General features: G+C 29.9%; 14 protein-coding genes and 4 tRNA genes. 11 read left to right on the top strand and 7 right to left on the bottom strand.

What is annotated here, in order from left to right:
* Positions 1-28: 28 nt before the first annotated feature.
* The 5 genes from EAH69_RS05240 (at position 29) to EAH69_RS05260 (ending at position 1322) form a co-directional block, all read left to right on the top strand.
* Positions 29-102 (top strand) — tRNA-Arg (locus tag EAH69_RS05240).
* A gap of 41 nt (positions 103-143) precedes the next feature.
* Positions 144-227 (top strand) — tRNA-Ser (locus EAH69_RS05245).
* A 26-nt stretch (positions 228-253) separates the two neighbouring features.
* Positions 254-328: transfer RNA gene (locus EAH69_RS05250), tRNA-Pro, on the top strand.
* A gap of 32 nt (positions 329-360) precedes the next feature.
* Positions 361-434, top strand: a tRNA-Arg gene (locus EAH69_RS05255).
* A gap of 177 nt (positions 435-611) precedes the next feature.
* Positions 612-1322 (top strand): hypothetical protein, encoded by a 711-nt coding sequence (locus EAH69_RS05260; RefSeq protein ID WP_147439094.1) that lies wholly within the window; start codon positions 612-614, stop codon positions 1320-1322.
* Positions 1323-1347: 25 nt separating this feature from the next.
* Here EAH69_RS05260 and EAH69_RS05265 read toward each other — a convergent pair whose 3' ends face one another.
* Positions 1348-1584, bottom strand: coding sequence for a hypothetical protein (locus EAH69_RS05265; RefSeq protein ID WP_121934132.1), 237 nt, complete (start codon positions 1582-1584; stop codon positions 1348-1350).
* An 86-nt stretch (positions 1585-1670) separates the two neighbouring features.
* Here EAH69_RS05265 and EAH69_RS05270 point away from each other — a divergent pair, with 86 nt between their 5' ends.
* The 6 genes from EAH69_RS05270 to EAH69_RS13920 all read left to right on the top strand — a co-directional run bounded on the left by EAH69_RS05270 (position 1671) and on the right by EAH69_RS13920 (position 6532).
* The gene (locus tag EAH69_RS05270) at positions 1671-2066 is read left to right on the top strand and encodes an META domain-containing protein (protein ID WP_121934133.1); all 396 of its coding nucleotides are present in this window, start codon (positions 1671-1673) and stop codon (positions 2064-2066) included.
* Positions 2067-2132: 66 nt separating this feature from the next.
* Entirely contained in the window at positions 2133-2867 is a 735-nt protein-coding gene (locus tag EAH69_RS05275) for a lysophospholipid acyltransferase family protein (RefSeq protein ID WP_121934134.1), read from the top strand.
* Between the two features lie 9 nt (positions 2868-2876).
* Positions 2877-3875: an acyl-ACP desaturase gene (locus EAH69_RS05280; RefSeq protein ID WP_121934135.1), complete on the top strand. Its 999-nt coding sequence runs from the start codon at positions 2877-2879 to the stop codon at positions 3873-3875.
* Between the two features lie 103 nt (positions 3876-3978).
* A complete protein-coding gene (locus tag EAH69_RS05285) occupies positions 3979-5316 on the top strand; it encodes a cytochrome ubiquinol oxidase subunit I (protein WP_121934136.1) in 1338 nt (445 codons plus the stop codon).
* 2 nt (positions 5317-5318) lie between these two features.
* Complete coding sequence (locus EAH69_RS05290) at positions 5319-6329, top strand: cytochrome d ubiquinol oxidase subunit II (protein ID WP_121934137.1); 1011 nt, start codon at positions 5319-5321, stop codon at positions 6327-6329.
* Positions 6330-6376: 47 nt separating this feature from the next.
* Positions 6377-6532, top strand: a complete 156-nt coding sequence (locus EAH69_RS13920) for a hypothetical protein (RefSeq protein ID WP_230466713.1) — start codon at positions 6377-6379, stop codon at positions 6530-6532.
* Positions 6533-6751: 219 nt separating this feature from the next.
* On the opposite strand, the gene lysS is transcribed toward EAH69_RS13920, so the two are convergent.
* From lysS to EAH69_RS05320, 6 genes are all read right to left on the bottom strand, one after another.
* A complete protein-coding gene (gene lysS / locus EAH69_RS05295) occupies positions 6752-8455 on the bottom strand; it encodes a lysine--tRNA ligase (protein WP_121934138.1) in 1704 nt (567 codons plus the stop codon).
* 113 nt (positions 8456-8568) lie between these two features.
* On the bottom strand, positions 8569-9489 hold the full coding sequence (locus tag EAH69_RS05300) for a hypothetical protein (protein ID WP_121934139.1): 921 nt from the start codon (positions 9487-9489) through the stop codon (positions 8569-8571).
* 84 nt (positions 9490-9573) lie between these two features.
* Positions 9574-10509 (bottom strand): hypothetical protein, encoded by a 936-nt coding sequence (locus tag EAH69_RS05305; RefSeq protein WP_121934140.1) that lies wholly within the window; start codon positions 10507-10509, stop codon positions 9574-9576.
* 32 nt (positions 10510-10541) lie between these two features.
* On the bottom strand, positions 10542-11912 hold the full coding sequence (gene rmuC / locus EAH69_RS05310; RefSeq protein ID WP_121934141.1) for a DNA recombination protein RmuC: 1371 nt from the start codon (positions 11910-11912) through the stop codon (positions 10542-10544).
* Positions 11913-12043: 131 nt separating this feature from the next.
* Positions 12044-12511 carry a hypothetical protein gene (locus EAH69_RS05315; RefSeq protein WP_121934142.1) on the bottom strand — a complete coding sequence of 156 codons (468 nt, stop codon included), beginning with the start codon at positions 12509-12511 and terminating at the stop codon, positions 12044-12046.
* A gap of 28 nt (positions 12512-12539) precedes the next feature.
* The gene (locus EAH69_RS05320; protein WP_121934143.1) at positions 12540-13079 is read right to left on the bottom strand and encodes a CvpA family protein; all 540 of its coding nucleotides are present in this window, start codon (positions 13077-13079) and stop codon (positions 12540-12542) included.
* Between the last annotated feature and the right edge of the window lie 5 nt (positions 13080-13084).

Raw genomic sequence — 13084 nt, forward strand, 5'->3', positions numbered from 1 at the left:
CGAATTTTTAGAAATAAAATTTTGGATTGGTCCAGTAGCTCAGCTGGATAGAGCAACTGCCTTCTAAGCAGTAGGTCTCAGGTTCGAATCCTGACTGGATCACTGATCTAAAGTAGATAAAAAGCATAATTCGAAAGAGTTTAGGAGAGGTGCCAGAGCGGTAATGGAGCAGATTGCTAATCTGTCATCGGGAAACCGATGCCAGGGTTCGAGTCCCTGTCTCTCCGCTTTTTTTGAATTTTGAATTACACCTCGGGGTGTAGCGTAGCCCGGTCATCGCGCCTGCTTTGGGAGCAGGAGGTCGCAGGTTCGAATCCTGCCACCCCGACAAAATTTCTAGTAATAGAAAGTTTTTGGATCGGTCCAGTAGCTCAGCTGGATAGAGCAACTGCCTTCTAAGCAGTAGGTCTCAGGTTCGAATCCTGACTGGATCACTGATCTTTAATTAACCCACACTTGAAAAAGTGTGGGTTTTTTGTTTTATATTGGATTTACAATAATATAAAATGACAATTGAAAGAAAAGTAAATTTAAAAAAGCGAATTCAAAGATTTAATTATATAATTAATGAAATTGTAGAATTAAACGAATTCATAAAGGCTTCGAATGAATTGTATTTAGATAACAATTTTGAAATTATTAATGGATATAATATTAATAATAAATATCTAAATGTTTTATCGAATCATTTGATTATTCATGCCCAAAAGAATATTATTAACCTTTATAAGATTTTGTATTTAAAAGAAGATTCAAGTGTTTTTAAAATATTTAATGAATTAGTTAGTTTAAGAAGGAGTCCATTATTGCAAAATAATCTTTATTATGAAAATTTTAAATCAAAATATGATGAGCTGATTTTATTTAAAGATTTTATTGCTAAGTTATGTGATTTTAGAAATAAATTTTTGGCTCATTCAGATATAGATTATAATTTTAGTAGGTCGTTTAAGTATTTAATTGAATTTTATATTGATAATATAATAGAAATCGAGTCTATTATTTTCCTATTAAAGGGAATTACTAAAGATTTATTGAAATGCTTTTTTAAAGAATTTAGTGATGAAAATATTATAATTGAGAATGATTATATTTTAGAATCTAAAATTGTCGATAATATAAATAGAGTCAAATATTTAAAGTCAAATGAATCTTTAGAACTTTATAAATTATTAGATTATATTAAGGATGTGAAAGAGATTCAGGATATTGTTATGGATAGAAGTTTAGATGATAAAACTATTGTATCTAAAGTAAAAGATATCTTAAAGAAGGACGAATTCTTAATTGATGGTAAAAAGCATATTTCTTATAAGTATTAAAAAAACACCCTAATTAGGATGTTTTTTATTTTAATACCTTACGACCTTTCTCGCTTAATTGCTTGTAGTTAATTACAGGTTTTTCTAATTCCATTTCTACGCTTGGCGTTTCAAAAAAATCTAATTCGTACAAACCATCTTCCACAAACCAATCTTTTTTTATCAAATCATATATTTTGTAAAAAGTAGGTTTACGTTCAAGTTTTACTTTTTTATTTCCATTTGTATCAGTAAAAACTTCAGCTTTTCTTGTATTTGCCATAGTAAAAGAGTTTCTGCAAAAATAAGTGATAATATTTAAAGATAGAATTCCTACATTCGCTTTATAGTTTATCATAAAATTAAACCATGAGAATTTTAAGTTTAGTTATTGTTTTAATAACTATTGTTACGAGTTGTAGTACAACAACATATCCTATATATCCAACAACTCCAGTTGATACTAAAGTGATATTGGCTGGGAAATGGAAAGAGACTAATATGAATGTGAAAGTTTATTTTGAAGAAGAATTAAATAAAATAGTCTTGTCTAATGGTTGTCAGGTTGTATCAGCAAATTATAATCGTTTTGAGCCTGCTATTTCATTTTCAAATATCACATCAACACAAAAAACTTGTGAATTTCAAGGGATGGATTTAGACCAAATTTTGAAAGAAACCATACTTGTTAAAAATAGATCGAATAAACAAATTGTATTCTTGAATGAAAATCAAGAAGAATTATTGATTTTGAATAAAAATTAGTAAATCCTTCTATTAATCATTCCTTGTAAAGATTTTATTTTAATTAACTTTGTAAAAAATCAACGATTGAAAAAAATAATTGCTATTCCATTATCAATCATATTTTATGTATTGTATGGATTAACGCTTTTAGTGATGCATGTAGCACAATGGTTAGCGTATAATTTAGGTGGTTATCAAGCACATCATCAGTCTGTTAAAGTATTGAATGGGTTATTGGTAGCTTCTACAAAAGTTTTATTCACAACTTATAAATATTCTGGGAAAGAAAAAATTCCTAAAGGTGTTCCTATTATCTTTGTAGCCAATCATCAGAGTATGTATGATGTATCTCCTTTAGAGTATGATTTATCTGAATTTAATCCAAAATTCATTTCTAAGATTGAATTAGGGAAAGGAATTCCAAGTGTTTCATACAACTTACAAAAAGGAGGTTCTGCGTTAATAGATCGTAAAAATGGTAAACAAGCCATTGATGCAATTAAAAAATTAGCGATTTATATTCAAGAAAATAATTATTCTGCAATTATCTTTCCAGAAGGAACAAGAAGTAAAGACGGTACTCCGAAAGACTTTAAAGAAAGTGGGTTAAAGGTATTAGCGAAGTATGCTAAAAATGCATATGTTGTGCCTGTAACATTAAATAATACTTGGCAAATTACTAAATGGGGAAAATTTCCTTTAAATTTAGGTTCGAAAGTAACAATTGAATATCACGATCCAATTAAAGTGAGTGATTATAAATTTGATGAACTTTTTGAAAAAACAGAACAAGTAGTAAAATCTAAAATAATTTATTAAGAAAATATTATGTCAATACACAACGTTAGATTGGAAGTAATGCAGCTTCTTGAAAAGGATGTTGATTCTTTCATGGAGAAATTTTTAGTTCCAGTTGAAAAAATTTGGCAACCAACAGATTTTTTACCTAATTCTCAATCAGATTCATTTTTTGAAGAGATTAAAGAATTACAAGAATTATCAAAAGACTTACCAGACGATTTTTGGGTAACATTAATCGGTGATACAATTACAGAAGAAGCATTACCAACTTACGAATCTTGGTTATTGCAAATGGAAGGAATTGTGGACGAGGAAGGAAAATATCTAGAAAATGGATGGGCAAAATGGATTAGACATTGGACAGGTGAAGAGAATCGCCACGGAGATGTATTAAATAAATTTTTATACTTATCTGGTCGTATAAATATGCGTGAAGTTGAAATTTCAACGCAACATTTAATTAACGATGGTTTTGATATTGGAACATCTCATGATCCATATAGAAATTTTGTTTACACAAGTTTCCAAGAGTTAGCAACTTACATTTCTCACAACAATGTATCGAGAATTGCAAAAGATTACGGTGCGAAAAAATTATCTCGTATGTGTAAAATTATTGCAGGAGATGAAATGCGTCACCACTTAGCTTATTCAGAATTTGTTAGACGTATTTTTGAAGTTGATCCATCAGAGATGATGAAGGCAGTTCAGTACATGTTTAAACTAAAAATTGTGATGCCAGCTCACTTCTTACGTGAAGGAGGTCAAGAAAAAGGTAATTTATTTGAACCTTTCTCTGATGCTGCACAACGTTTAGGTGTTTACACAGCTCAAGATTATGTAGATATCATGAAGAAATTGATTACGATTTGGGAATTAGACAAAATTACAGGATTGAATGACGAAGCTGAAAAAGCGCGTGATTACATCATGAAATTCCCAGAGCGTATGGAACGAATTTCACAACGTATTGTAATTCCAGAAGAAGGACCAGAATTTAAATGGTTAGTTCCGGCAAAAAAATAATAAGCAATATCATATTATTAAAAAGGCATTTCGTTATTCGAGATGCCTTTTTTATTTCTAACTTTAAGCAACACAAACAAAACATAAAAAAAAACATTTTCTAATGGATGATTTTATCGCTGCACGAAGTCAGATGGCATTATCTTTAGCCTTTCACATAGTATTTTCTTGTGTCGGAATGGTTATGCCTTTTATGATGGCAATTGCTCATTATAAGTACTTAAAAACTAAAAAAGAAATTTATAAAGGACTTACTAAAGCATGGAGTAAGGGAGTTGCAATTTTATTTGCAACAGGAGCCGTTTCTGGAACTATGCTTTCATTTGAGTTAGGTTTACTTTTTCCTAAATTTATGGAACACGCAGGACCTATTTTCGGAATGCCTTTTTCGTTGGAAGGAACAGCTTTTTTTATTGAAGCGATAGCTTTAGGTTTCTTTCTTTACGGTTGGAACAGATTTAATAAATGGTTTCATTGGATTTGTGGTGTAATCGTAGGGATTAGTGGACTTTCATCTGGAATTTTAGTGGTTGCTGCTAATGCTTGGATGAATTCTCCAACTGGTTTTGAATTCATAAATGGAGAATATTTAAATATAGATCCGATAAAAGCGATGTTTAATGAAGCTTGGTTTTCACAGGCATTACACATGACAATTGCGGCTTTTTGTGCGACTGGTTTTGCTGTTGCTGGTTTACATGCTTATTTAATTTTAAAAGGTAAAAATGTTGTTTTTCATCAAGAAGCTTTTAAAATTAGTGCAACTATGGCTGTTATTGCGGCTTTATTAGCTCCATTAAGTGGAGATATTTCTGCAAAAGATGTAGCGGAAAGACAACCTATTAAATTGGCTGCGATGGAAGCTCATTTTCACACAGAAGCAAGTGCTCCTTTTGTATTAGGAGGATTAGTTGATGAGGCAAACGAAGAAATTAACTATGCTATTAAACTACCAGGGGTATTAAGTTTCTTGGTGCATTCCGATTTTGAAACTCCAGTAAAAGGATTAAATGAATTTCCGAAAGATGAATGGCCACCAGTGGCAATTACGCATTATGCATTTCAGATAATGATAACTTTCGGAATGTTGATGATGGGAATAGCAGTGATTTATTTATTCGCTAAATTCTTCAAAAAAGAATGGTTGAATACACGTTGGATGTATAAACTATTTATGATTGCCACTCCATTCGGATACATTGCTTTAGAAGCCGGTTGGACAGTAACAGAAGTTGGTCGTCAGCCATGGATAATATATGGTATTATGCGAACTGTAGATGCAGTTACGCCAATGCCAGGAATACAATATTCGTTTTATATTTTTACTGCAGTTTTTGTTTCATTATCTATTATTTTAGTGTTTTTGATGAACAGACAAATTCAGATGGTTGCTAAATTATACGATCCAAACGATCCTAATTATAATCCTGAAAAACATTAACTATGATTTACGTTGTTATCGCATTTTTATGGACTGCATTAGGAATGTATGTCATATTTGGAGGAGCAGATTTTGGTGCTGGAATTGTAGAATTATTCTCAACAAAGGATTTTAAGGAAAAAACACAACGAATTATGTACAATTCGATTGGTCCAATTTGGGAAGCAAATCATATGTGGTTGATTATTTCAATTGTGATATTGTTTGTAGGTTTTCCTAAGATTTATGCAGATTTATCAAACTATTTACATATACCATTAGTGATTATGTTATTAGGAATAATCGCGCGTGGAACATCATTTACATTTCGTAATTATGATGTAATTAAGGACGAATGGCACAAATTATATGCTGTTATTTTTACAATTTCGAGTTTAATTACACCTTTATTTTTAGGGATCATTGCAGCTTCTACAGTTTCGGGATCAATAGATAATACGGCAACAGATTTTCTTTCTGCTTATGTCTACTCTTGGTTAACATGGTTTAATGTGTCTGTCGGAATTTTCACTGTTTCTATTTGTGGATTTTTAGCTTCTGTCTATTCTATTCATTCAATTGATGATGAGAAAGACAAACAAACTTTACGAAATACTGCAAAACGATATTCAATAGCAATTTTTATAACTGGTGGATTTGTATTTTTGGTTTCGTTTTGGAAGGGAATTCCATTGATGCAATGGATTTATTCTGATTGGAAAGGCTATGTAGCTGTTGGTTTAGCTACTTTATCAATTGTAGCTTTAATTTTTTCATTAAACAAACATCAAGATATATTAAGTAGAATCATTGCTGGTTTTATTGTTTTAATGATTTTATTTGCTGTTTCATATTCTCATTTCCCACATCTTATTTTGTTTAAAGATGGTTCAACTTATTCATTATTGGATTTAAATCATTCAGAAAAAACGATTGAAGTTTTGGGATGGGCGTTATTATTAGGGAGCATTTTTATACTTCCATTTTTATTTTATTTGATCTATTCTTTTAACAAAAAAGCTGATATAAAATAAACACCTTGGTATATATTTTGTATTAAAGAATCAAAATATTGATTAAGATGAGAAGATTATTTATCTATCTCGTATTTCTTACTCTTATTAGTTGTAAGTACAAAGAATCAAAAGCTACATATTCAATAATAGAAGTAGATACGATAGCGATTGATGGAAAAGTTTTAGAACAAAATCAGGATAATAGAGTCGAGATTTTTTAAGATATCAGTTAATGATAAGAGATAAATGCAGTATAAAATTGAGTCGAAAAATTTTTAGTGTAACAAGATGTACCTTTTGTTGATTTAGAAATAGATAAGAAAAGGAGAGAGTCCAAACTTTGTAATAGGTTTGGACTTTTTTTATAAAAAAAGAAGCTATTTCTTTAAAGAAATAGCCTCTGAAGTATCATCTTAATAGATGAAAGGGTTGTATTTTAATTACTCTCCTAAATATTCAACAGTTTTAGAATCACCGTTTACATTTACTTTAGTTAAGTTATATTTTGCTAAGTTTTTCATTGACTTATCCCATTTCTTACCACTTAAAGCAGATTGAGTTTTTAAATCAGCTAACTCGATATTGTTATTCGCTTTTAATAATGCAATGATAGCAGTTTCTTCTTCAGTTAATTCATAAGAAGGAGCAGCCTTCTCTGGACGCATTTGAGGGAAGAATAATACTTCTTGAATTGATGGATTGTTAGTTAAATACATAATTAAACGGTCCATTCCAATTCCTAAACCACCTGTTGGAGGCATACCGAATTCTAAAGCTCTTAAGAAATCTTCATCGATAAATTCTCCAGCTTCATCATCACCTTTTGCAGATAATTTTAATTGTTCTTCAAAACGCTCACGTTGATCGATAGGATCATTTAACTCAGAGTAAGAGTTAGCAATTTCCTTACCACAAACCATTAATTCAAAACGCTCTGTTAAGTTTGGATTATCACGGTGTTCTTTAGTTAAAGGAGACATTTCTTTTGGATAATCTGTAATGAAAGTAGGTTGGATATAGTTTCCTTCACATTTTTCACCAAAGATTTCATCAATTAATTTTCCAACACCCATTGTTTCGTTCACGTCGATTCCCATACCTTTAGCAGCTTCAAATAATTCTGCTTCAGTTTTTCCTTCGATATCGAAACCAGTGAAATCAATGATCGATTGACGCATTGTAACGCGTTTGTAAGGTGCTTTAAAGTTAATTTTGTGTTCACCAAAAGTAGCTTCAGATGTTCCGTTTACTGCAATTGCACAGTGCTCTAATAATTGCTCTGTAAAATCCATCATCCAGTTGTAGTCTTTGTAGGCTACATAAATTTCCATTGCTGTAAATTCTGGATTGTGTGTACGGTCCATTCCTTCATTACGGAAGTTTTTAGAGAATTCGTAAACACCTTCAAAACCACCAACGATTAATCTTTTTAAGTATAATTCGTTTGCGATACGTAAGTATAAAGGAATATCTAGTGCGTTATGATGCGTAATAAATGGACGTGCTGCAGCACCACCAGGAATAGACTGTAAAACTGGTGTTTCAACTTCCATGTAACCACGGTCGTTAAAGAAGTTACGCATTGCGTTAAATAATTTAGTTCTCTTGATAAAAATTTCTTTTACCTGAGGGTTAACAACTAAATCTACATAGCGCATACGGTAACGTAATTCTGGATCTACGAAAGCATCATAAACTTTACCTTCGTCGTCTGTTTTAACGATTGGTAAAGGACGTAATGTTTTAGCTAATACAGTTAATTTCGTTACGTGGATAGAAATTTCACCAACTTTAGTCTTGAATAAATATCCTTCAATACCAATGAAATCTCCAATATCTAATAATTTTTTGAAAACAGTGTTGTATTCTACAGCTTCTTCCGTAGAAGAGATATCTTCACGAGAAACGTAGATTTGGATTCTACCTTCAGTGTCTTGTAATTCAGCAAAAGAAGCTTTACCCATTACACGCACGCTCATCATACGACCTGCAAGCTTCACAACCTTACCTTCTTCGTACTTTTCCTTTATTTCTTTCGAATTAGAAGTTATTACAAATTCTTCAGCAGGATAAGGCTCAATACCTAAATCTCTTAATTGCTGTAATTTTTCTCTACGAATAATTTCTTGTTCAGACAATTGCATGATTGTTATGATTTTTTTAAAATAGATTGCAAAATTAAGAAATTTTATTCAAATTTCCGAAGTAAATTATCTCTAAAATATATGATAAAATAAGGGTTTTATATGATGTTGGATTAATCCAATTCAATTCTCCTTTCTAAAGTGTAATTAGTATCCTGGAAGTTTACTGTTTTAATCTCAGTGCTATAAGAAAGCCAACCATTATCTTTTATACGCGAAGTTGTATTTACGTTATAGATAATTTCGTCATTTAGATGGTTTTCATCAGGTTTTTCAGTTTCTAATTCTTCAGATAATTGTTTCAAATAATTAAACCAAGAATTAGCCAACCATTCTTTGTCCGCCATTTGCAGCGCATTCATTGTATAATTAGTTCCAGTAAATGCGATTTCATTTAATTTAATAGTTGTTTTTGCAGGAGTAGGAGAAGCACTAAATAAATTATCCATGTACGAATTATATTCAATCGTATTTCCTTTGGTATTAAATTCTCCTTTTCCAAAAAATAAATGAAATTGACGAATATCTTTTTCGAAAATACGTGTAATATTTTCTTGTGTTGAATACGCATTGATTAAATCCTGAACTTTCGTAAGCGTTTCAGGTTGATGGATATATTCATTTTTTACCTTTTCGGCAGATTTTAAATAATCTTCAATTGTTTGTTCAATATTTTCGAATCTTAAAAAACGACCTTGTGCATCGATAATATATTTTACTGTGACTTTATCAATTAAAAACAAGGGATTATTTATGAATTTATTCGAATCAAATTTCACATTTTCATACGTCCATAAAATGGTAATTTCATCTCCGTAAATATCTAAAACATCAATTTTTACGTTGTATGAAATTTCTTCTTCTTGAAAAGTTTCGGCAGTTTTTTTAGTTTCTTTTGTTTTAAAAACGTAATTATTAACATCATCCACATTCCAAAATATTTTTGGATTTACTATAGAATCTCCTTCGATTATTTGTCCGAAAGTGAATGGAATAGCAAAAAAGATTAATAGATATGTGAAAATGTTTTTCATTTATTTGAAATTAAATTTCTGACCAAAAATAAGGAAATAATTAAAATAATATTCTAATTATTGGATAAATGAGAGAAAATAGAATTAATTCGTACGCTTAATATTTAGATGATTAATTGTTTTTTTAGAACCAATATTCATAATAAAACGATAATCTGATTCTAATAAGATTGAATTTTTATCGTATTTAGAAACGTATCCAACTTTTAATTCAACGGTTTCAGAATATTTTTTAATTTCTTTTTTAATTTGATCTTGACTTAATTTTAAATTTTTGTCATTTAACATGTAATAAGCCATTTCTTCCCATAATTTTTCAAAATCATCTTTACTTAAATTTTGATCAGAAATAACTGTAAATGTTTCATTCTTTTTATCAATTTCTTTTAAGTAAGTTGTTGTTGTTGATGAAATAGGGAAACCAAAAATATTGTCTTGTACCGTTTTACCAATATACTCTTCACCCAATTTTAGGTAATATCCATTAAAGAAATTTAGAACCTGAATTTCTTGTTCGAATACATATGGAATATAACTATCAGAATTAATCATATTTTCTAATTCTGCAATGTTATCTTTATATTCTTTCGGTTTACGCTTTATGTCAGCTAAATCTTTAGTAACTTTTAAAAAGCTTTTACGAATGTCACCAATATTTAATAATTCTAAAAATTCGCCAGATAAATTTGTAGTGAATTGATATTTAATTCCGCTCGAATTATTGATGAAATCTCTATAAAATTCGTCTGGATCGTTAGAAGTATTTTTACCGTTTATTAACTCAAGTTTATACGCAAAATTATTTTTATCTAAAATGTTCAATGATTTTTTCGAATGGTTAACAACATTCATAACTGTATCATTGACAGAAATAGATATATTCTGGTCAGCAAACTCGTATTGATAAATCTTTTTAAGCTCCCAATTAGGCTTAACTTGCACGGTGTTATTTTCGTAATCTATCTGTCCAAAAAGTGTTGAACAAAGCATAGCATTTACAAAAAGTAAAATATTTCTCATTCTTAATAAAAGATTGTGCAAATATAGGAGGATTATTGATATTCCGACTGATTTATTGCACGAATCATAGTGTCTATAGGTTTAGTTTCGTTAATTTCTTTTTCCATTAATGTTCCGCCAATTTCTTTCAGCTTTTTAACTTGTGGAATAAAGCGGCTTTCTAATGATCCAATAGCCTTATTATAGCTTTGTGTTGCTTGATTTAAATTATGTCCAACACTCGAAAAATGCTGTATTAGAACGTTTACACGATTATATAATTCAATTCCTGCATCGCGCATTTGATAAATATTATCAGCAACATGAATTTGTTGCCAGCTAAATGCAATCGTTCTAAGCATTGTGATAAGCGTAGTTGGAGTTGCTATAATAATTCTATTATTTAATGCATCTTCAATCAAAGTTCGGTCCAATTCTAAGGCAGAACCAAAAGAACTTTCTATTTGTAAATACATTACAACATAATCTGGCGCATCGTTGTATTGATTCCAATATGCTTTTGAGCTTAAGTTTTTTAAATGTTCTCTTACCGCTTTAGTGTGATTGATTAAATGATGTTTACGCACATCTTCATCTTCGGTTTCGAAAGCTTGCATGTATTGATTTAATGGAACTTTAGAATCAATGATAACTTTTCTTCCGCCTGGAAGATTTACAATTAAATCTGGACGAAGCAGTCCACCTTCACTTTGTACTGAAGTTTGTTCTTCAAAATCACAAAAAGAAGACATACCAGCGAATTCGACGACACGTTTTAAACCAATTTCACCATATTTTCCTCTTGTATGAGATGTTTTAAGTGCAGAAACTAACGTATTCGTTTCTTTCTGCAATTTATCTGTAGTTCCTTTCATCGCATCAAGAAAAACTTTAATTTCTGAATATGCACCTTCTCGTGCTTTTTCAATTTCTTGAATTTTACCATCAAACTTAGATAAACTTTCGCTTAATGGTTTTACGATAGAATCAATTGCTTGCTGACGTTTTTCTAAATCATTTTTCGATTCATTGATATGATTATCCAATGCTGTTTTGGCTAAATCTAAAAATTGTTGATTGTTACTTTGAAGAACTTTGGAAGATAAGGCTTCAAATTGTTCTTTTAAACGCTCATTCGTTTCAGCTAAAAATCTTTTTTGTTCGTCAGCAGATTTTAAAACTTCTTGGTATTTTGTATTTAATTCTGTGTTTCGCTCTTTTTCTTTGAACCATTCAAATTGTAATTCATTTGCATTGTCTTTTGCCTCCGTTAATTCGGTGCGTAAAACAGCATTTAATTTATCTAATTCTTCAAATCGAATTTGATTAGAAATTTGTTCAGAAGATAATTTACTCTTAGTGAATAAATAAGCAATTACACCTCCTAAAACGAAGAATACAATTGCTACTAAAATCGTAGTCATAGTTATAAAGATTACTATTGGTATACAAATGAAAGCATTTTGTACGACAATTAATGGCGTCTAATATTAATTTTTAAAGTAGTACTAAGCTTTATTTAAATAAAAAAAGCTCCTATTAGAAGCTTCTTTTGTTATTTTTTGATATTCTTAATAAATTCAGATAATTCATCTGGTCGTCTTGTTCCAACTAAAAGATGTGTACCATCTTTAAAATGAATTTTTAAACCATGTTTTCCAGATGGATTAATAGCTTTACCAGTTTTGCTTCTTCTGTATCCCCAACCACCATATTCTTTGATTGCAGAATATTCTACTACTTCAACTTTTTTCGTATCACTCCATAAAATAGTTTGATTCGTTAAGTTGAAAGGAACAATTTTTACGTTAATACTTTCTTTAGTAATATTTGTTTTTACTTTAAAAACAATAAATAAAACAATACAAAGAGGTAGTAATATTAATGATAATATTGATGAAGTTTGAAAACCTTCTGTAATGTTCGTGTAAAGGATTTTACCAAATAAAACGACAACTAATAAAATGATGATTTTATTAAAAGTTGAATCAAACATTCTTTGGCTTTCTGTATAAGTATTCATGCGTTAATTTTTAATAAAGATAGAGGTTTTATAAATAGTTTTCAGATTCAATTTGATTTTGTTCTCTCAAAACATCTTTTGTTTCGTACAGCATATTTTTTACATATTCTGCCGATTCAATTAAATAAGGATATAAAATACTATTTTCTTTCGTCTCTTTAAAACCAATTTCTAAAATAGGATCGATATAAAATAATACTGAAGAAACTAAAAGTAATAAAATAACCAAACCTAAAGCTGCTCCAGCTATTCTGTTTACAAAACCAAGTCCAATCATTTCTACTGTTTTTTGAGTAAGAGATGATAATAGTTTGATGGAGAAAAATGCAATGGCAAAAGTTAAAACCAGAGAAACGATAGAAACTAAACTATCTGCTACGATGTTTTGACTTCCGATAAAAATGCTAACGAATTGATAGAATTTAAAACTTAACCAAATGGCGATAAAAAATCCTAAAAGTCCAATTAATTGAGAAATAAAACCTTTGAATAAACCATTGATTACGCCAAAAGCTAACGCAATTGCAATTAAAATATCTAAGTTGTTAAATGTTGATGCTTGATCCAATTTTT

Source organism: Faecalibacter macacae (genome assembly GCF_003687725.1).
GTDB lineage: Bacteria > Bacteroidota > Bacteroidia > Flavobacteriales > Weeksellaceae > Empedobacter > Empedobacter macacae.

Coding starts and splice junctions, on each gene's coding strand:
- EAH69_RS05280 (WP_121934135.1), top strand. CDS start 2,877: ATGTCAATACACAACGTTAGATTGGAAGTAATGCAGCTTCTTGAAAAG.
- EAH69_RS05305 (WP_121934140.1), bottom strand. CDS start 10,509: ATGAGAAATATTTTACTTTTTGTAAATGCTATGCTTTGTTCAACACTT.
- lysS (WP_121934138.1), bottom strand. CDS start 8,455: ATGCAATTGTCTGAACAAGAAATTATTCGTAGAGAAAAATTACAGCAA.
- EAH69_RS05285 (WP_121934136.1), top strand. CDS start 3,979: ATGGATGATTTTATCGCTGCACGAAGTCAGATGGCATTATCTTTAGCC.
- EAH69_RS13920 (WP_230466713.1), top strand. CDS start 6,377: ATGAGAAGATTATTTATCTATCTCGTATTTCTTACTCTTATTAGTTGT.
- EAH69_RS05300 (WP_121934139.1), bottom strand. CDS start 9,489: ATGAAAAACATTTTCACATATCTATTAATCTTTTTTGCTATTCCATTC.
- EAH69_RS05315 (WP_121934142.1), bottom strand. CDS start 12,511: ATGAATACTTATACAGAAAGCCAAAGAATGTTTGATTCAACTTTTAAT.
- EAH69_RS05265 (WP_121934132.1), bottom strand. CDS start 1,584: ATGGCAAATACAAGAAAAGCTGAAGTTTTTACTGATACAAATGGAAAT.
- rmuC (WP_121934141.1), bottom strand. CDS start 11,912: ATGACTACGATTTTAGTAGCAATTGTATTCTTCGTTTTAGGAGGTGTA.
- EAH69_RS05290 (WP_121934137.1), top strand. CDS start 5,319: ATGATTTACGTTGTTATCGCATTTTTATGGACTGCATTAGGAATGTAT.
- EAH69_RS05270 (WP_121934133.1), top strand. CDS start 1,671: ATGAGAATTTTAAGTTTAGTTATTGTTTTAATAACTATTGTTACGAGT.